An 18,034-nucleotide genomic window follows, 5' to 3' on the forward strand; every position below is an offset into this window, starting at 1 on the left:
CAAAGTTGAGTCTATTCCGCTCAAGGCTGGGACGGTAGGGCGGAAACCGGGGCGGGCGGCTAGGTTGCGGTGCATGGTGAACCACTCCGAGCAGTACCTGGCCTTCTGGCGCGAACGCCATCTGTGCACGCTGACCACGCTCCGGCCCGACGGCAGTCCCCACGTGGTCCCGGTGGGGGTGACGTACGACGCGGCGGCCGGACTGGCCAGGGTGATCACCAACGGAACCAGCGCGAAGGTGCGGCACGTGCGCGCGGCGGGGGCCGAGGGCGCCCGGGTCGCGGTGTGCCAGGTGGACGGCCGGCGCTGGGCCACGCTGGAGGGCCGGGCGCGGGTGCGGACGCAGGCCGACCGGGTGGCGGAGGCGGAGAAGCGGTACGCCGAGCGGTACGACCGGGTGCCGTCGCCCAATCCGGCGCGCGTGGTGATCGAGATCGAGGTGGAGCGGGCGCTGGGCAACCTGTGACGGGACGCCGGGGCGCGAGCGAACAGTTTCGGCCACCTTGGCGGCGCGCTCATACCGGCGCATGCCATGACATACCGCCGGAAAACGCCAGCGGCGTCACCGTGTTCAGGTCACGGTGACGCCGCTGCGGGGGGAAGCACCTGAGCGATCTTTTACGACGGGGGAATCGCGTCAGGCACTGCGGGGGGTGGCCGAGATGGTCCTCAGGTCCTGGTCCGCCGGCTCGGCGAGCCGGTGGTCCCGCTGGTCGAGATTCACAAAGATCATTCCGTACCGTACGGCACAGCGCACGGGCTGGGGGGCGCCGCGCGGCTTGCGCAGGCACCGGTACGCCCGCACGTCCTCGTCCGCGTCCCGCGTCACGACGACCGGCTCGCCGAACACCGTCACCATCAGCGAGTCACCGCTGTGCGGGATGGCGGTGACCAGGTCGATGAAGTGCCATCCGGAGCGGTAGGCCGTGGCCATCTCGCGGCGGAAGGAGCGGTCGTCGGGTGGAGTGCTCATGACCGCACGGCCCAACTGCTGTCCGCCGGGGCGACCCACGAGCTGTCCGCGGGAGCGACCCAACTGCTGTCCGCCGGGGCGACCCAGGAGCTGTCGCCCGGAGTGCCGGACGCCGCGATCACCCAGCTGCTGTCGCCGGGCGCCGCCTTGACCAGCCAACTACTGTCGCCGGGCGCGGCCTTGACCAGCCAGCTGCTGTCCTGCGCGGCATCACTCCTCGCCCCCGCGTGACCGGTCATCGCTCCGAAGGCCAGCACGGCGGAGAAGGCGGCGACAAGCGCCGAGCGAAGCATTCTCTTATGCATAGTCGGCTTCGTCCTCATGTGAAGGTCACCTCTCCCCCGTCCGAATACGACGATGGCCCATTCCGGCACGTCATGGCCACACAATCGATGCATCATGTTCCTGCACGTTCAGGACCCTGGGGGGTGGAGATTTGGCGATAAATGAGACTAAGCGGACACATCCCCACGGGCTGACCGACCTGTGCGAGGACGGGCGCCGCCTTTACGGGAACGCTCTCCGGACGGGACGCCTAGCCCGTGCGGATGTGGAACCGGCGCCCTGTCTGATGGAGTTCGCCCTCCTTCATCCCGATCCCGACGACCCGAACTGGCTGCGTCCGGTCCCCCCGTCCATAGCCCTGGCCCAGCGGCTCAACCCCATCGAGCAGGAGATCAGCCAGCGCAGGCGGCAGTCGATCGAACTGGCCGATGCTTTCGAGCCGTTCATGAGCATCAGTGCCCAGCCCACGGCGACCACGCACTCGATCACCGTGCTGGAGGGCCTCGACCGGATCAACGCGGCACTGGATCTCGCCACCTCACAGTGCCAGACCGAGATGCTGACCGTACAGCCGAGCCGCCGGCGGCTGGAGCACACCCTCGCCAAGGCCCTGGAGCGCGACCGCCCCCTGATCGAACGCGGCTGCCGCATCCGCACCCTCTACCAGCACCCGGCGCGCTACAGCCCGGAGACGCTCGCGTACGTGGCCCAGTTCACCGACGGCAAGGTGGAGTACCGCACCATCGACGAACTCGTCGAACGGCTGATCATCTGCGACGAGACGGTGGCCTTCATCCCCACGCGCGACGACGGGGAGATCGCCCTGGAACTGCGGCACCCGGGGCTCGTCCGCTACCTGATCAAGGTCTTCGAGTTCATGTGGGCCCGCGCGGTACCGCTGAGCGCCGGCGCGCCCTACGAGACCGCCCCCGACGGCATCACCGAGATCCAGCACTCCATCGCCAAGCTGCTGGTGGAGGGGCATGTCGACGAGGCCATCGCCCGGCGCCTGGGGATGAACGTGCGCACCTGCCGGGCCCACATCGCCAAGCTGGCGACCGCGCTGGGCAGCGGCAGCCGCGCCCAGCTCGGCTTCCTCATAGCGCAGTCGGGAATCCTGGACCAGGACGTCTGAGTGCGGGAGGGGAGGCGACCATGGGCCGGGCCACGCATGCGGCACACGGTGCCGACGACGTGTGCGCCCAGGGGGCGGCCCTCTACGCACGCGCGCTGCGCGACGGCCACCTGCGCGCCGAGGACGCCGAGGAAGCGCCCTGCCTGATCGACACCGGCCTGCTGCACCCGTCGGCCGGGGACCTGGGCAGACTGGAGCCCCTCGCCCCCGCCGTCGCCCTGCACCGGTTGCTGCTGGCCTCGGAGGACCGCATCGCCGACGAACGGCGGCGCGAGGCCCGGCTGGCGGAGCTGTTCGCACCGCTGATGCGGATCGACGCCGGGCCCACCGCGGCCGACGGCCCGCCGGTGATCGCCGTTCTCAGCGGATTCCGCGGCATCGGCCGGGCCATCGAGCGGGCCATGGCAGGCAGCGGCGGCGAACTGCTCGCCGTCCAGCCGCACGTCAGCCACACCCGGACGTCCGACGAGGCCCGCGCCGAGGCACTCGCCCGCGACCAGGCGTTCCTCGACCGGGGCGGCCGGATCCGCACGCTCTACCAGCACACCCTGCGGCACGCGCCCTCGGTGGTCGCCCGCTACGAGCAGCTCAGAGGCGACGCCGAGGCCCGCACCCTCGACGAGATCACCGACCGCCTCATCGTCGTGGACCGCACGGTGGCCTTCATCCCGGCGAACGCCGACCGGACCCTCGCCCTGGAGATCCGCCAGCCCGCGATCGTCGGGTTCCTCGCCACCGCCTTCGACCGCCTCTGGCGCCTGGCGACGCCCCTGTACCCGCAGACCGCCCCGCAGCCCTCCCTGGACGGAGTCACGCCCCGTCAGCTGGCCATCGCGGCCCTCCTGGTCGAGGGGCACACCGACGCCGACATCGCCGACCGCCTCGGCATGAACGTCCGGACCGCCCGGCTGCACATCGCCAAGCTCGCCGCCGCCCTCGGCAGCGACAGCCGCGCCCAGCTCGGCTATCTCATCGCACGCTCGGGGATCCTTGATCGGGAGCCGTGAGCGCCCGGGCCGGCAGCCCGGCGCCGCGGTGGCCGTCCAGGCCGACCTGGGCGATCCGCACGCCCAGCTGGGTACGGCTGGCCGCGCCCAGGGTCTCCGACAGGCGGGCGATGTGGGCGCGGCAGGTGCGCACGCTGATGCCGAGCCGCTCGGCGATCACGGCGTCCTGGTGTCCCTCGGCGAGCAGCGCGGCGATGGACTGCTCGCGGTGCGAGATGCCCTCGATGCCGGTGTCGGGCAGCGGCGCGGTGAGCGGGATGGCGAGCCGCCAGAGGCGCTCGAAGACCGTCACCAGGTACTCCACGAGGGCCGGATGGCGCAGCTCCAGGGCCATGGTGCGGTCGGCGTTGGCGGGGATGAAGGCCACCGTGCGGTCGAACAGGATGAGCCGGTCGATGACCTCGTCCAGCGTCCGGGCCTCGACCGTGTCGCCCATCAGCTCCAGGTAGTTGAGCAGCCCCTGGCCGTGCCGGGCCACGTGCGTGTACAGGTCGCGCATGCGCACGCCCCGGCCGCGCAGGGCCAGCGCCCGGTGCAGGCCCTCGGTCAGCTCGGCCTCCCGCCGGATGCCGCCGGGCTGCACGGTGAGCACCTCGGTGGTGCACGCCTCGGTGGCCTCGTCCATCGCGGCCTGGATCCGGGACAGGCCGTCGAGCACCCGGATCGCGCTGCCCTCGGCCGGTGCGGAGGGCGCGCCCGGCGGGCGGCCGAGCCCGGCGTACCACTCGAAGGCGGCCACCGCCGAGCCCACCTTCCGCTGGCTCTCGCTGACCTCGTCGTAGACCCCGCGCAGCAGCCTGGTCATGACCTCCTGCGGGGAGGTGGGCACCAGCCAGTCCATGTCGTCGGGGTCCGGGTGCAGCAGGGCCAGGTCCAGCAGGCAGGGCACCGCCTCGGCGTCGGTGCGCGGCACCCGGCCCCGGCGTACGGCCCGGGAATAGACACGGTCCCCGGCCGCGCACAGTCGGTCGGCCCCGTGTGGATGCTCCTCCGCCCCGTGCCCGGCCATCGCCCATTTCACCCCCGGTGTGCTGCCACTTCCGCAGCGCAACTATGCGCGGCGCCGGACCGGGTCCGCAACACGGCTCGCCCCGACAGGCCCGCCGCGAAAGCACGTTGTGTCCGGGTATCGACCAGGCTCCGCCGCTCGCCTTGCAACAAGCTGGGGGGTGGGGGCGCGGAGGGGAACGCGCCCCGCCTCAAGACCTCAGGGCCTGAAGGCCTCAAGCCCCGCAAGCCCTCAACGACTCAGGGCTTCAGGCCGATCGCCGCGCAGGCCGCCTTGTACTTGGGCGTGCAGATGTCGGCCACCGTGTAGATGCCGTCCGCGACGACCGTGTCCTTGATGTTGCCCTTGGTCAGGGCGGTCGGCTGGATGAGCTTGGACGGGATGTCCTTGGCGGTCGGGCTGGAGACCTTGTCCTGGGTGAGCGCGTCGAACTGGATGTCCTTGCCCTGGACCTTGGCGACGGCTATCTGGGCGGCGGCCTCGGCCTCGTCCGGGTAGGCCTTGTAGACGCTCATGTACTGCTCACCGCTCACGATCCGCTGCACCGCGTCGAGTTCCGCGTCCTGGCCGGTGACCGGGGGGAGGCTGGTGACGCCGGCCGCCTTCAGGGCCTTGATGACGCCGCCCGCCATGCCGTCGTTGGCGGCGTAGACGCCGGCGATGTTGTTCTTGCCGATCGCGGCGATGGCCTTGGCCATCTCGGACTCGGCGAGTTCCGGCTTCCAGTCCGTGGTGTCGTACGACTCCGCGATCGTCACCTTGCCGTTCAGCTCGGAGAGCGCGCCCTCCTTGAACTGCTTGGCGTTGGGGTCGGTGGGCGAGCCGTTCACCATGACGATCTTGTTGGAGCTGTCGGCGCTCGAGCCGAGGGCCTCCAGCAGGGTGCGGCCCTGCACCTCGCCGACGAGCTCGTTGTCGAAGGAGACGTAGGCGTCGATCGGGCCCTCGGCGAGCCGGTCGTAGGCGATGACCGGGATGCCCGCGTCCTTGGCCTTCTTCACCTCGGGCGCGATGGCGTGCGAGTCGACGGCGTCGAGCATGATGATGTCGACCTTCTCGTCGATCATCCGCTGCATCTGCGAGGTCTGCCGGGAGGCGTCCGCGTCGGCGTTGGCGTACTCGACCTTGCCCTGCTTCGCGGTGAGCCGGGAGACCTCGCTCTTGATGATGGGGTAGTCGAACCGGTCGTAGCGGGTGTTGGCCTTCTCCGGCAGCAGCAGCCCGACGGTGATGTCGTTGCCCCGGCTCGGGCTCGCGCTCGCGCTGTTCCCCGTGGCGTCCAGCACGCCACAGCCGGCGAGCGAGACGGTCATCGTGGATGCGGCCACGGACAGGACGATACGACGCATGCGAGGGCTCACTTCAGCTTCCGGACGTAGGGCGGCTATACGACCCAGGTGTCTGAAAAGACAACGCGGACGCCACACCCGTCGTCAAGCGGAACTACTTAACGAGTCCGCAACACCACGCTCAGCTGACTCCGTGAAGGACATGCGGAATCACCTCCAAACACCCTTTACGGACCCTCCATCCAAAGGGAGTTCATGGCCCGGTAAAGAGCGGTACAACCAAGCCGGATCTTCGCGAGTCGTGATCACCGGCGGCCGTGCGCCGCCCACCCGACTCGAGCAGAGGACCGAATGAACCCAGCCAGCCGCGCGACCGCCACGGCCGTCGTGCTCGCCACCGCCGGCGCCCTGCTGAACGCGGCCGCCCCGACCGCGTCCGCGGCCACGACGTGCACCGCGCCGACGTACAAGCGGACGTTCTACGCGAACACCACGTTCTCCGGCACCCCGAAGAAGACGGACTGCGACAGCGTCATCGACCAGAACTGGACCGGCGCGCCCGCGTCCGGGCTGCCGAAGGACAACTTCGGCGTCCGCTGGAGCGTCACCCGCGACTTCGGCTCCGGCGGCCCCTTCGCGTTCGCCGCCTCAGGGACCGACGGCATCCGCGTGTACCTGGACGGCGTCCGCAAGACCGACCTGTGGTCCAACACCTCGGGCGCCCGCGCCAAGACGGTCAACGTCACCGTCCCCAAGGGCAGGCACACCCTGCGCGTGGACTACGTCAACTGGACCGGCGCCGCGAGCGTCAAGTTCGCCTACACCCCGCGCACCTCCAGCGCCGTCGACACGGTGCGGCCCCTGGCCCCGACCGGGGCGTCCTGGGACTACTACACCGGTCAGCCGCCCGGCATCGACGCCGTGCTCAGCTGGACGGCGAACAAGGAGATGGACCTCGCCGGTTACCGCGTCTACCGGCGGGTGGCGGGCACGAGCACCTTCACCCGGGTCGGCACGACCACGGTGCCGCGCTTCAGCGAACGGCCGCCGCAGACCGGGCAGTCGTACTACTACGAGATCCGCGCCTACGACAAGGCCGGCAACGAGTCCGCCGGCAGCACCGACCAGGGCCCGGTCCCCTCCCAGGACCTGACCCCGCCCGCCGCCCCGAAGCTCGCCGCGACCGGCACCGAGGACGCCAACGAGCTGTCCTGGACGGCCCCTTCGGACGCCGTCTCCTACCGGGTGTACCGCAGGGCCGCCGGGACGGGCGACTTCACCGCCCTCGGCGACACCACGTCCACCGCCTACACGGACGCCAAGGCCGCCTACCGCACGGCCTACGACTACAAGGTCGCCGCGCTCGACGCGCACGGCAACGCCGCCGACTCGGCCGTCGTGACCAGCACCCGGACCATCGCCCCGCCGCAGCACGTCACCGCGCGCACGGACAGCGGCGAGACGGTCGTCGGCTGGACCGAGCCCGCCGGCACCGCCGACTACCTGGTGCGCCGCTCCGAGGACCACGCCGACGGCTCCCGGGACTGGAAGACCCTCACCTGCGGCTCGCCCACGAGCGCCACCGACGCCGCCGGCGACACCGAGCGCGCCTGCACCGACTACTCCGGCCGCCGCGGCACCGCGTACCACTACACGGTGCTCCGCAAGGACTCGGCCGGGCGCTGGTCGGTGCCCTCCGCCGAGGTCACCGCCGTCCGGCCCGGCGACGAGACCCCGCCCCCGGCCGTCACCGGCCTCGCCGCCGAGCCCCTCGAGTACGGCATCCGCCTGTCCTGGCAGCCCAGCACGGCCCCGGACCTCGCGTCCTACGCCCTCTACCAGCAGCAGGACGAGGCCCACGACCCCGAGTACCTGGGGAAGGCGGACGCCTCGGCGACGCAGACCCTGCTGCCCTGGCCGGCCGACGGCACGTCGTACCGCCTGTTCGTCGTGGCCGTGGACGTCTACGGCAACTCCCTGACCTACCAGGACGATCCGGACGTCGAGGACTGGAGCGTGCCGGTCGCCTCCGTCCCGGTGACCGCGCTCGACCTGCGGCCCACCTCGGTCCCGCCCGACACGGCGGGCTGCCAGACGACGACCTGGAGGACCACCGGCGGGATCAGGGTGGAACCGTGGTGCCCCTACGAGGACACCTCCTCGGTGACCGGCTTCCACGTCTACCGCTGGAACCACGCCGAGGAGCGGTTCGTCCGGCTGACCGAGGCCCCGGTGGCCAAGAGCCGGGACGGCTGGTTCTGGACGGACACCGACGCCCCGGCCGGCACGACCGTGTACTACATGATCTCCCTCGTCCGGGCGGACGGCACCGAGTCCTTCGCCGACACCGACTACACCATCACCCCGCCGAGCGCGTCCTGACACGGTGAAGGGGCCCGCGGGCGACCGCGGGCCCCTTCACCCTGTTCCACTCAGTCCTGCTGCCTCAGTCCTGTTGCTGCTGGCGCTTGGGCCGCCACACCACCAGCGCGCTGGTCTGCTGGACCTCCTGGTACGGCACCAGGTCGCGCCGGTAGGAGGCGTGGACGGCGGCCTCGCGCTGCTGCATCGCGGCCGCCGCGCCGTCCAGGGCCGCCTCCAGCTCCGCCACGCGGGACTGGAGGGCGGCGACCTGGTTCTCCAGTTCGATGATGCGCTTGATGCCGGCCAGGTTGATGCCCTCGTCCTGCGACAACTGCTGCACCTGGCGGAGCAGTTCGATGTCGCGGGCCGAGTAGCGGCGGCCCCGGCCCGCGGTGCGGTCCGGCGAGACCAGGCCCAGGCGGTCGTACTGGCGCAGCGTCTGCGGGTGGAGTCCGGAGAGCTGGGCCGCCACCGAGATGACGTAGACCGGGGTCTCCTCGGTCAGTTCATACGGGTTACGTCGACGGCCGTCCATCTCTCTCAGTCTCCCTTCGCGGCCTCGAACAGCTCCGCCCGCGGGTCCTCGCCCGCGGTCGCCTCGCGATACGCCTCGAGCGCGTCACGAGCCTTCCCCGACAGGTCCTTGGGCACACGCACCTCGACGGTGACCAGGAGGTCGCCGCGGGTGCCGTCCTTGCGGAGCGCGCCCTTGCCCCGGGCGCGCATGGTACGGCCGTTGGGCGTGCCGGGCGGAAGTTTCAGGGTGACGGGCGGTCCGCCGAGGGTCGGCACCCGGACCTCGCCGCCGAGGGCCGCCTCGGGGAACGTCACCGGCACGGTGACGGTGAGGTTGTCGCCCTTGCGGCCGAACACCGGGTGCGTGCCGACGTGCACGACCACGTACAGGTCGCCCGCCGGTCCGCCCCGCTCGCCGGGCGCGCCCTTGCCGCGCAGCCGGATGCGCTGCCCGTCGGTCACCCCGGCCGGGATGCGGACCTGCATCGTCCGGGACGACTTCGCCCGGCCGCTGCCCTTGCACTCCATGCAGGGGTGCTCGGCGATCAGGCCGCGGCCCTTGCAGTCGGGGCAGGGATCGGTGAGCGAGAAGCCGCCGCCCGAGCCCCGGGCGACCTGCCCGGTGCCGACGCAGGTCGGGCACACGCGCGGCGTGCCGTTCTTGTCGCCGGTGCCCGAGCAGGCCTTGCAGGGCGCCTGGGAGGACATCCGCAGCGGCACCGTGGCGCCCTCGATGGCCTCCGTGAAGCTCAGCGTGACCTCGGACTCGATGTCCTGGCCGCGCCGGGGCTGGGTCCGCGTGCCCGCGGCGCCGCCGCGGTTGAACAGGCCCCCGAAGACGTCACCGAGTCCGCCGCCGAAGCCGCCCTGGGTGCTCGCGCCGCCTCCGAAGAGGTCGCTCAGGTCGAAGTTGAACGAGCCGCCGGCGCCCGGCCCGGGGCGGAAGCCGCCGTTGCCGAACAGGGCGCGTGCCTCGTCGTACTCCTTGCGCTTCTTGGGGTCGCCGAGCACGTCGTTCGCCTCGGAGATCTCCTTGAAGCGCTCCTCGGCCCTGGCGTTGCCCTTGTTGGCGTCCGGGTGGTACTCGCGGGCGAGCTTCCGGTACGCCTTCTTGATCTCGGCCTCGGTGGCGTCCTTGGGGACGCCGAGGACCTTGTAGTAGTCCTTCTCGATGAAGTCCTTCGTGCTCATCCTCGACGTACCCCCTTCCCGTGCTTCCCGTGGGTCCTCACGTCAGCCCTCGTCCGGGCCACCGTTCTCCTTGTCGTCAGCGGCGCCGGCGTCCTTCGCCTCGGAGGTCTTCTCCTCGGCGCCCTCGGCCTTGACGGTCTGCGCGCCCGGCTGCGGCTCGGCGACGGCCACCCGCGCGGGGCGGATGGTGCGCTCGCCGATGCGATACCCGGGCTGCAGGATCGCCACGCAGGTCGTCTCGGTGACGTCCGGCGCGTAGCTGTGCATCAGGGCCTCGTGGATCGTCGGGTCGAAGGGCTCGCCCTCCTTGCCGAACTGCTGCAGGCCCATCTTGGCCGCGACGGTCTCCAGCGACTCGGCCACCGACTTGAAGCCGCCGACCAGTTCGCCGTGTTCCCGCGCGCGGCCGATGTCGTCGAGCACGGGCAGGAGTTCGGTCAGGAGGTTCGCGACGGCGATCTCCTTGACCGCGATCCGGTCCCGTTCGACCCGGCGGCGGTAGTTCTGGTACTCGGCCTGGAGGCGCTGGAGGTCCGCCGTGCGCTCGTTCAGCGCCGTGCGCACCTGGTCCAGCTGGGCCAGCAGGCCGGCGTTCTCGTTTCCGTCCCCGGCCGGGGCCGCCCCCTCATCGGGAGCGGCCTTCGGCTCGGCGTCGTCGGGGGTCGCGCCGGAGGGGACGTCGGGCTTCTCCTCGAAGCCCGGGGTCTCCTCCGTCATTACGCGGCACCGTCCTTGCGCTCGTCGTCCACGATCTCGGCGTCCACCACGTCGTCGTCGGCCTTGGCCTCACCGGCCGAGGCGCCGCCGGCGGCGGCCTGCGCGGCCTGGGCGTCGGCGTACATGGCCTGGCCCAGCTTCTGCGAGACGGCCGCGACCTTCTCGGTGGCGGTGCGGATCTCGGCGGTGTCCTCGCCCTTGAGGGCTTCCTTCAGCTCGCCGACCGCGGCCTCGACCTCGGTCTTGATCTCGCCAGGGACCTTGTCCTCGTTGTCCTTGAGGAACTTCTCGGTCTGGTAGACCAGCTGCTCGCCCTGGTTGCGGGCCTCGGCGGCCTCGCGGCGGCGGTGGTCCTCCTCCGCGTAGCGCTCGGCCTCCTCGCGCATGCGGTCGACCTCTTCCTTCGGGAGCGAGGAGCCGCCGGTGACGGTCATCTTCTGCTCCTTGCCGGTGCCGAGGTCCTTCGCCGTGACGTGCATGATGCCGTTGGCGTCGATGTCGAAGGAGACCTCGATCTGCGGGACGCCGCGGGGCGCCGGCGGCAGACCGGTCAGCTCGAACATGCCGAGCTTCTTGTTGTACGCCGCGATCTCGCGCTCGCCCTGGTAGACCTGGATCTGCACCGACGGCTGGTTGTCCTCGGCCGTGGTGAAGATCTCGGAGCGCTTGGTCGGGATCGTGGTGTTGCGTTCGATCAGCTTGGTCATGATGCCGCCCTTGGTCTCGATGCCGAGGGACAGCGGGGTGACGTCGAGCAGCAGGACGTCCTTGACCTCGCCCTTGAGGACACCGGCCTGGAGCGAGGCGCCGATGGCGACGACCTCGTCCGGGTTCACGCCCTTGTTGGCCTCCTTGCCGCCGGTCAGCTCCTTGACGAGCTCGGCGACCGCGGGCATACGGGTGGAGCCACCGACGAGCACGACGTGGTCGATGTCGTTGATGGAGATGCCGGCGTCCTTGATGACGTTGTGGAACGGCGTCTTGCAGCGCTCCAGCAGGTCGGCCGTCAGCTGCTGGAACTGAGCCCGGGTGAGCTTCTCGTCCAGGTGCAGCGGGCCCTCGGCGGACGCGGTGATGTACGGCAGGTTGATCGAGGTCTCGGTGGACGAGGACAGCTCGATCTTGGCCTTCTCGGCGGCCTCGCGCAGACGCTGCAGGGCCATCTTGTCCTTGGACAGGTCCACGCCGTGGCCGGACTGGAACTGCTTGACCAGGTAGTCGACGACGCGCTGGTCCCAGTCGTCACCACCGAGGTGGTTGTCACCGTTGGTGGCCTTCACCTCGACGACGCCGTCGCCGATCTCCAGCAGGGACACGTCGAAGGTGCCGCCGCCGAGGTCGAAGACGAGGATGGTCTGGTCGTCCTTGTCGAGGCCGTAGGCCAGCGCGGCGGCGGTCGGCTCGTTGACGATGCGCAGGACGTTCAGACCGGCGATCTCACCGGCCTCCTTGGTCGCCTGGCGCTCGGAGTCGTTGAAGTACGCCGGGACGGTGATGACCGCGTCGGTCACCTTCTCGCCCAGGTAGGCCTCGGCGTCCCGCTTCAGCTTCTGCAGGATGAACGCGGAGATCTGCTGCGGGTTGAAGTCCTTGCCGTCGAGCTGGATCTTCCAGTCGGTGCCCATGTGGCGCTTCACCGAGCGGATGGTCCGGTCCACGTTCGTGACCGCCTGACGCTTGGCGACCTCGCCGACGAGCACCTCACCGTTCTTGGCGAAGGCGACGACGGACGGCGTGGTCCTGGCGCCCTCGGCGTTGGTGATGACGGTGGGCTCGCCGCCCTCAAGAACGCTGACGACGGAGTTAGTCGTGCCCAGGTCGATGCCGACCGCACGTGCCATGGTTGATTCCTCCAGCTGACTTGAGTGGAACGGACTCAAGTGTGCATGACGGCACCGGCTGGGTCAACAGACCTGAGTCGGCCTGGCTCAAGTCTTATCCGTTCCTTACACGCAACTGGCCTCTGACCTGCGTCGATGGCATCCGCCGGGGTTGTCGGACAGGGATACGAAGGGCGACGCCGACGCCCAGCAGCACCCCTCCGGCCACCCAGGCCACCACCCCGTCCCCGGTCCACCCGGCGTGCACGAGCACCCCCACCAGCACCGAGGCGAAGGAGCCCGCCCCCAGCAGGATGACCGAGCCCTGCGGGGTGAGCCCGAGCGGCCGCAGCCGGTGCACCAGATGGTCCGGGCCGCGGCGCAGCAGCGGGCGCCGGGCCAGGCCGCGGGAGAGGACGACGAGAAGGGCGTCGGCGAGGGCCACCGCGCCGAGGCAGAACACCACGGCCGCGCTCGGCGTGAGGTCGTACCCCGCACGCGTGAAAACGAGCGACGAGGACAGCAGGAACCCGGTGAACAGCGAGCCGCAGGCGCCGAGCCCGATCCTCGCGGGGTGCCAGTTGTGCATCAGGAAGCCGGTGAGGGCGGCGGCGAACACGCTCAGCAGGACGGCGAGGCCGTCCATCACCTCGGCGGCGGCGCAGGCCCCCGCCCCGAACGCGGTGATCACACCGACGGTCCCCGCGAGCCCGTCCGCGTGGTCGAGCCCCTTGAAGGCCAGGGTGGCCAGCACGATCCAGCCCAGGCCCAGCAGGCCGCCCGGCAGGCCGGTCTCCTGGTACGGCACCACGAAGGCCGCCGCCACCGCCGTACCGGCGACGAGCACGCGCCGGCGCAGCCGCCAGACGTCGGCGAGAAGGCCCAGCCCGGCGACGCACGCGGCGGCGGCCAGCAGCCTGCCCACGCCCTCGCCGAGCGGCGCGATCCCGGTCCACCGCCCGGCCCAGGCGACGAGGCAGGTGACGGCCGCCACGGCGACCCCGCCGAGCAGCGGCAGCCTGCGCTGCCGGCGCCGGTCGACGATGCCCGCCCGCAGCGCCGGCACCCTGAGCAGCGCGCACAGCACGGCGGCGAGCAGCAGGGCGGCGGTGGCGGCGGCGATCCCGTAGAGCACGGCTCTAAGGTAGGGGTGAATGTAGCAATTCGGTATGAATAACACGATCCGATGGACGGGGGATGACGCTCGTCACCCCGCGCCCGGCTGCATCCCGCAGGAAGATGAGGGTAGTCTCAGACGAACTGGATAAGTTACCGCTTAGTAATCTCGCTCGGTTAAGTTCGAGGCCGCCCAGGAGCCCCCATGCAACTCGCCGCGATCATCGTGTCGCTGGTACTCGCCGTGGTCGGCGTTGCGCTGTTCAGCCGCGCCATCGCGCAGATCTACCGGTTCGTACGGCTCGGCCAGGACGTCCCGGCGGGCACCCGGACCAACGACTGGACCGCCCGCACCGCCACGGTGATCAGGGAGTTCCTCGGCCACACCCGGATGAACCGCTGGGGCGTGGTCGGCGTCGCCCACTGGTTCGTCGCGGTGGGCTTCTTCTCCCTGGTGCTGACCCTGGTCAACGCCTTCGGCCAGCTCTTCCAGGCCGACTGGACGCTGCCCGTCATCGGCACGTGGCTGCCGTACGAGCTGTTCGTCGAGTTCATCGGCACCATGACGTCGCTGGGCATCCTCACCCTGATCGTCATCCGGCAGCTGAGCCACCCCCGGCGGCCCGGGCGCAAGTCCCGCTTCGCGGGCTCCAACTTCGGCCAGGCGTACTTCGTCGAGGCCGTCATCCTCGTCATCGGCCTCGCGATCATGACGCTGCGCGGCCTGGAGGGCGCGCTCGCCGGCGTGCACCACTACGAGGCCGCGTACTTCGCCTCGTACCCGCTGGTACTCGCCTTCAAGGGACTGAGCGTCTCCACGCTGCAGAACCTGGTCTACCTCACGGCCATGATCAAGATCGGGACGTCCTTCATCTGGATGATCACGGTCTCGCTGATGACCGACATGGGCGTGGCCTGGCACCGCTTCCTGGCGTTCCCGAACATCTTCTTCAAGCGCAACGCCACCGGCGAGACCTCCCTCGGCGCCCTGCTGCCGATGACCTCCGGCGGCAAGCCGATCGACTTCACCGACCCCGGCGAGGACGACGTCTTCGGCGTCTCCCAGGTCGAGCAGTTCTCCTGGAAGGGCCTGCTGGACTTCTCCACCTGCACCGAGTGCGGCCGCTGCCAGTCGCAGTGCCCCGCCTGGAACACCGGCAAGCCGCTCTCCCCGAAGCTGCTGATCATGTCCCTCCGGGACCACGCGCACGCCAAGGCGCCGTACCTGCTCGCGGGCGGCGGCAAGACGATGGAGGGCGAGGAGAAGGCCTCCGAGGAGCAGCTCGCCCAGGTGCCCGCCGCGGCCCTCGCCGAGGCCGAGCGCCCGCTGATCGGCACCGCCGAGGAGAACGGCGTCATCGACCCGGACGTGCTGTGGTCCTGCACCACCTGCGGCGCCTGCGTCGAGCAGTGCCCGGTCGACATCGAGCACGTCGACCACATCGTCGACATGCGCCGCTACCAGGTGATGATCGAGTCCGCGTTCCCGTCCGAGGCGGGCACGATGCTCAAGAACCTGGAGAAGAAGGGCAACCCCTGGGGCCTGGCCAAGAAGCAGCGCCTGGAGTGGACCAAGGAGGTCGACTTCGAGGTCCCGGTCGTCGGCAAGGACATCGAGGACCTCTCCGAGGTCGAGTACCTGTACTGGGTCGGCTGCGCCGGCGCCCTGGAGGACCGCGCCAAGAAGACCACCAAGGCCTTCGCCGAACTGCTGCACATCGCGGGCGTCAAGTTCGCGATCATGGGCGGCGACGAGAAGTGCACCGGCGACTCCGCCCGCCGCCTCGGCAACGAGCCCCTGTTCCAGGAGCTCGGCATGGAGAACGTCGCCGCGCTGAACATGGCGTTCGGCGAGGACGACGAGGACCCGGCCACCAAGAAGCCGAAGTCCGCGAAGAAGATCGTCGCCACCTGCCCGCACTGCCTCAACACGCTCGGCAACGAGTACCCGCAGCTCGGCGGCGACTACGAGGTCATCCACCACACCCAGCTGCTCCAGCACCTGGTGGACGAGGGCAAGCTGATCCCGGTCACCCCGGTCGAGGGCATCATCACCTACCACGACCCGTGCTACCTGGGCCGCCACAACAAGATCTACACGCCCCCGCGCGAGATCATCGGCAAGGTCCCGGGCCTGCGCAACGAGGAGATGCACCGCCACAAGGAGCGCGGCTTCTGCTGCGGCGCCGGCGGCGCCCGGATGTGGATGGAGGAGCGGATCGGCAAGCGCATCAACAACGAGCGTGTCGACGAAGCGCTGTCGCTGAACCCCGACATCGTCTCCACCGCCTGCCCGTTCTGCCTCGTCATGCTCACGGACTCGGTCAACGGCAAGAAGAACGACGGCAAGGCGAAGGAGTCCATCCAGGTCGTCGACGTCGCCCAGCTGCTGCTCGACTCCGTCAAGACCCCGGTCGACCCGGCCGGCGAGGCCGAGACGGAGACCGCGCCGGAGCCCGAGCCGGTCAAGTAACACCGGCCCCACGACCGACGGCGCCCCCTGCTCGCACAGGCAGGGGGCGCCGTCGCGTGTCCGCCACGCGGTCAGGCGCTCTTCGGCCCCGCCTGCTGCACCACCTCGAAGGACCACAGGGTCGAGCCGGAGGCGGCCGGCTTCGGGCGTTCGGCGCCCTCTCCGCCGCCCTGGTGCGCGGACTTCATCGGCCCCTCCATCCAGGCCTGGAACGACTCCTCGTCACGCCAGCGCGTGTACACGAGGTAGGTGTCGGTGCCCTCGACGGGGCGCAGCAGTTCGAACCACTCGAAGCCGTCGGAGTTCTCCACCGCGTGCGCCCGCGAGGCGAACCGCTTCTCCAGGGTCTCCCGCTGCTCGGCGGGGACGGTCAGCACGTTGATCTTCACTACGCTCATGGCACCATCCTGCGACAGCCGCGGGCCTGCCGCCGCCGCGGCCGTGCCCGGCGCACAGGCAGGCACAAACGTTTACCGAACTCACGTACAACCCTTACGCCCCACCGCAGGTCTCCTGATCGCCGACCGGCCGGTGAACCGCGGGACAACTCGCGACGAACACGGACGGTCCGCACACCATCGTCTGCGGATGCCCGCCAGGCATCCCCCGCATGCCGTAGGAGACCGCATGCACCTGCACACGCGACTCGCCCTCGCCACGGCCACCGCCGCCGCGCTGACGGGCGGTCTGCTCACGTTCGCCGCCTCGCCCGCCACGGCAGCCGACTCCTTCAAGGTGGCGAAGGCCGACTTCAACGGCGACGGCATCGGCGACATCGCCACGTCCGCGGTCGGCGCCTACGTCAGCGGCCACAAGAACGCCGGCCAGGTCGTCGTCCTGTACGGCTCCGCCTCCGGCGTCACCTCCGCCAAGCGCACCACCATCAGCCAGAACACCTCGGGCGTCCCCGGCACCGCCGAGGCCGGCGACTTCTTCGGCGCCGAGATGGCGTACGCCGACTTCAACGGCGACGGCTACGACGACCTCGCCGTCGGCGCCCCCGGCGAGAAGGTCGGCACCGACACCGACGGCGGCGGCGTCGCCATCCTCTTCGGCTCCAGCAGCGGCCTCACCGGCAAGGCCGTCGACCTCCCCGACCCCGCCCCGTCCTCCCACGACTTCTGGGGCAAGGACCTGGCCGCCGGCGACTTCGACGGCGACGGCAAGGCCGACCTGGTCGTGGGCAGCTCCTCCAGCACCCTCTACCTCTACAAGGGCGGCTTCACCACCTCCGGCGCCTACGGCAGCCGCAGCACCGTCAAGCCGCCCATCATCTCCGGCACCAACGACGACCCGTACGGCCCGATGAGCCTGACCGCCGGGGACGTCAACGGCGACGGCCGCACCGACCTCGTGGTCGACGGCTACGAGACCCAGACGTCCTACGGCTGGAACACCAACTACTGGCTGCCCGGCGGCGCGAGCGGCCTGAGCGGCTCCACCGCCAAGGCCCTCAAGCCCGGCATCATCACCGCCATCGGCGACATCAACGGCGACGGCTTCGGCGACATCGTCAGCGGCGCCGGCTGGGACGCCACCACCGGCGACGGCACCCCCGTCCCGGACTCCTCCAACGGCGGCCGGGTCAACGTCACCTACGGCTCCGCGTCCGGCCCCGCCGGCACCACCGGCATCAGCCAGAACACCGGCAGCGTCCCCGGCACCTCCGAGAAGGGCGACGGCTTCGGCTGGGACCTCGACCTCGGCGACGTCAACGGCGACGGCTACCAGGACCTCGTCGTCAGCAGCCCCGACGAGGACATCGACGGGGTCACGGACACCGGCATGGTCACCGTCCTGTACGGCTCGGCCTCCGGCGTGAACACCGCCTCCGGCGCCCAGGCCTTCGAGCAGAACACCCCCGGCGTGCCCGGGACCAGCGAGAAGTCCGACCTGTTCGGCGCCGACGTCAAGCTCGACGACGTCACCGGCGACGGCAAGGCCGACCTGGTCGTGGGCTCGTACGAGAACAGCGGCAACGGCGGCATCACCTACCTCCCGTCCGACGGCACGAAGATCACCACGAGCGGCTCGCGCTCCTTCGGCCCGTCCAACGTGAGCGTCTCCACCAGCGGCACCCCCCAGCTCGGCGCCGTCTTCGCCGACTGAGACCCCGTCCCGCCGACCCCTCCGCCTCGC

16 protein-coding genes are annotated in these 18,034 nt (G+C 70.6%); 6 read left to right on the top strand and 10 right to left on the bottom strand.

Going from position 1 to position 18,034, the window contains the following annotated elements; translation table 11 throughout:
• Positions 1 to 73: 73 nt before the first annotated feature.
• Positions 74 to 466, top strand: coding sequence for a pyridoxamine 5'-phosphate oxidase family protein (locus OG956_RS16470; protein WP_330338728.1), 393 nt, complete (start codon positions 74 to 76; stop codon positions 464 to 466).
• Positions 467 to 637: 171 nt separating this feature from the next.
• On the opposite strand, the gene OG956_RS16475 is transcribed toward OG956_RS16470, so the two are convergent.
• Both OG956_RS16475 and OG956_RS16480 read right to left on the bottom strand, forming a co-directional pair.
• Positions 638 to 973: a hypothetical protein gene (locus OG956_RS16475; RefSeq protein WP_330338729.1), complete on the bottom strand. Its 336-nt coding sequence runs from the start codon at positions 971 to 973 to the stop codon at positions 638 to 640.
• Positions 970 to 1,266, bottom strand: coding sequence for a hypothetical protein (locus tag OG956_RS16480; protein ID WP_330338730.1), 297 nt, complete (start codon positions 1,264 to 1,266; stop codon positions 970 to 972). Before OG956_RS16480 ends, OG956_RS16475 begins: the two co-directional genes overlap by 4 nt.
• Positions 1,267 to 1,448: 182 nt before the next feature.
• Here OG956_RS16480 and OG956_RS16485 point away from each other — a divergent pair, with 182 nt between their 5' ends.
• Both OG956_RS16485 and OG956_RS16490 read left to right on the top strand, forming a co-directional pair.
• Entirely contained in the window at positions 1,449 to 2,393 is a 945-nt protein-coding gene (locus tag OG956_RS16485) for a helix-turn-helix transcriptional regulator (RefSeq protein ID WP_330342861.1), read from the top strand.
• A gap of 20 nt (positions 2,394 to 2,413) precedes the next feature.
• Positions 2,414 to 3,400, top strand: a complete 987-nt coding sequence (locus OG956_RS16490) for a helix-turn-helix transcriptional regulator (protein WP_330338731.1) — start codon at positions 2,414 to 2,416, stop codon at positions 3,398 to 3,400.
• On the opposite strand, the gene OG956_RS16495 is transcribed toward OG956_RS16490, so the two are convergent.
• Positions 3,363 to 4,409 (bottom strand): helix-turn-helix transcriptional regulator, encoded by a 1,047-nt coding sequence (locus OG956_RS16495; RefSeq protein ID WP_330338732.1) that lies wholly within the window; start codon positions 4,407 to 4,409, stop codon positions 3,363 to 3,365. The two genes, OG956_RS16490 and OG956_RS16495, sit on opposite strands and share 38 nt — an antisense overlap.
• A 239-nt stretch (positions 4,410 to 4,648) precedes the next feature.
• Positions 4,649 to 5,758, bottom strand: a complete 1,110-nt coding sequence (locus OG956_RS16500; RefSeq protein ID WP_330338733.1) for a sugar ABC transporter substrate-binding protein — start codon at positions 5,756 to 5,758, stop codon at positions 4,649 to 4,651.
• Positions 5,759 to 6,049: 291 nt separating this feature from the next.
• On the opposite strand from OG956_RS16500, the gene OG956_RS16505 reads away from it, so the two are divergent.
• A complete protein-coding gene (locus tag OG956_RS16505) occupies positions 6,050 to 8,080 on the top strand; it encodes a fibronectin type III domain-containing protein (protein WP_330338734.1) in 2,031 nt (676 codons plus the stop codon).
• Between the two features lie 64 nt (positions 8,081 to 8,144).
• Here the strand turns inward: OG956_RS16505 and OG956_RS16510 are convergent, their stop codons facing one another.
• The 5 genes from OG956_RS16510 to OG956_RS16530 form a co-directional block, all read right to left on the bottom strand.
• Positions 8,145 to 8,597, bottom strand: coding sequence for a heat shock protein transcriptional repressor HspR (locus tag OG956_RS16510; RefSeq protein WP_330338735.1), 453 nt, complete (start codon positions 8,595 to 8,597; stop codon positions 8,145 to 8,147).
• A gap of 5 nt (positions 8,598 to 8,602) precedes the next feature.
• Positions 8,603 to 9,769, bottom strand: a complete 1,167-nt coding sequence (gene dnaJ / locus OG956_RS16515; RefSeq protein ID WP_330338736.1) for a molecular chaperone DnaJ — start codon at positions 9,767 to 9,769, stop codon at positions 8,603 to 8,605.
• A 42-nt stretch (positions 9,770 to 9,811) separates the two neighbouring features.
• Positions 9,812 to 10,486 carry a nucleotide exchange factor GrpE gene (grpE, locus tag OG956_RS16520; RefSeq protein ID WP_330338737.1) on the bottom strand — a complete coding sequence of 225 codons (675 nt, stop codon included), beginning with the start codon at positions 10,484 to 10,486 and terminating at the stop codon, positions 9,812 to 9,814.
• The gene (dnaK, locus tag OG956_RS16525) at positions 10,486 to 12,327 is read right to left on the bottom strand and encodes a molecular chaperone DnaK (RefSeq protein ID WP_330338738.1); all 1,842 of its coding nucleotides are present in this window, start codon (positions 12,325 to 12,327) and stop codon (positions 10,486 to 10,488) included. Before dnaK ends, grpE begins: the two co-directional genes overlap by 1 nt.
• A gap of 94 nt (positions 12,328 to 12,421) precedes the next feature.
• Entirely contained in the window at positions 12,422 to 13,441 is a 1,020-nt protein-coding gene (locus OG956_RS16530) for an MraY family glycosyltransferase (RefSeq protein WP_330338739.1), read from the bottom strand.
• 186 nt (positions 13,442 to 13,627) lie between these two features.
• Between OG956_RS16530 and OG956_RS16535 the strand changes: the two genes are divergently transcribed.
• On the top strand, positions 13,628 to 15,895 hold the full coding sequence (locus OG956_RS16535; RefSeq protein ID WP_330338740.1) for a (Fe-S)-binding protein: 2,268 nt from the start codon (positions 13,628 to 13,630) through the stop codon (positions 15,893 to 15,895).
• Between the two features lie 71 nt (positions 15,896 to 15,966).
• Here the strand turns inward: OG956_RS16535 and OG956_RS16540 are convergent, their stop codons facing one another.
• Positions 15,967 to 16,293 carry an antibiotic biosynthesis monooxygenase family protein gene (locus OG956_RS16540; protein ID WP_330338741.1) on the bottom strand — a complete coding sequence of 109 codons (327 nt, stop codon included), beginning with the start codon at positions 16,291 to 16,293 and terminating at the stop codon, positions 15,967 to 15,969.
• 229 nt (positions 16,294 to 16,522) lie between these two features.
• On the opposite strand from OG956_RS16540, the gene OG956_RS16545 reads away from it, so the two are divergent.
• Entirely contained in the window at positions 16,523 to 18,004 is a 1,482-nt protein-coding gene (locus OG956_RS16545) for an FG-GAP-like repeat-containing protein (protein WP_330338742.1), read from the top strand.
• Positions 18,005 to 18,034: the final 30 nt, after the last annotated feature.

Origin of the sequence: Streptomyces sp. NBC_00557 (assembly GCF_036345995.1) — a bacterium.
Lineage (GTDB): Bacteria > Actinomycetota > Actinomycetes > Streptomycetales > Streptomycetaceae > Streptomyces.

What these genes read in the sequence shown, in the direction of transcription:
- OG956_RS16470 (WP_330338728.1), top strand. Translation starts at nt 74, where the DNA reads ATGGTGAACCACTCCGAGCAGTACCTGGCCTTCTGGCGCGAACGCCAT.
- OG956_RS16475 (WP_330338729.1), bottom strand. Translation starts at nt 973, where the DNA reads ATGAGCACTCCACCCGACGACCGCTCCTTCCGCCGCGAGATGGCCACG.
- OG956_RS16480 (WP_330338730.1), bottom strand. Translation starts at nt 1,266, where the DNA reads ATGCTTCGCTCGGCGCTTGTCGCCGCCTTCTCCGCCGTGCTGGCCTTC.
- OG956_RS16490 (WP_330338731.1), top strand. Translation starts at nt 2,414, where the DNA reads ATGGGCCGGGCCACGCATGCGGCACACGGTGCCGACGACGTGTGCGCC.
- OG956_RS16495 (WP_330338732.1), bottom strand. Translation starts at nt 4,409, where the DNA reads ATGGCCGGGCACGGGGCGGAGGAGCATCCACACGGGGCCGACCGACTG.
- OG956_RS16500 (WP_330338733.1), bottom strand. Translation starts at nt 5,758, where the DNA reads ATGCGTCGTATCGTCCTGTCCGTGGCCGCATCCACGATGACCGTCTCG.
- OG956_RS16505 (WP_330338734.1), top strand. Translation starts at nt 6,050, where the DNA reads ATGAACCCAGCCAGCCGCGCGACCGCCACGGCCGTCGTGCTCGCCACC.
- OG956_RS16510 (WP_330338735.1), bottom strand. Translation starts at nt 8,597, where the DNA reads ATGGACGGCCGTCGACGTAACCCGTATGAACTGACCGAGGAGACCCCG.
- dnaJ (WP_330338736.1), bottom strand. Translation starts at nt 9,769, where the DNA reads ATGAGCACGAAGGACTTCATCGAGAAGGACTACTACAAGGTCCTCGGC.
- grpE (WP_330338737.1), bottom strand. Translation starts at nt 10,486, where the DNA reads ATGACGGAGGAGACCCCGGGCTTCGAGGAGAAGCCCGACGTCCCCTCC.
- dnaK (WP_330338738.1), bottom strand. Translation starts at nt 12,327, where the DNA reads ATGGCACGTGCGGTCGGCATCGACCTGGGCACGACTAACTCCGTCGTC.
- OG956_RS16535 (WP_330338740.1), top strand. Translation starts at nt 13,628, where the DNA reads ATGCAACTCGCCGCGATCATCGTGTCGCTGGTACTCGCCGTGGTCGGC.
- OG956_RS16540 (WP_330338741.1), bottom strand. Translation starts at nt 16,293, where the DNA reads ATGAGCGTAGTGAAGATCAACGTGCTGACCGTCCCCGCCGAGCAGCGG.
- OG956_RS16545 (WP_330338742.1), top strand. Translation starts at nt 16,523, where the DNA reads ATGCACCTGCACACGCGACTCGCCCTCGCCACGGCCACCGCCGCCGCG.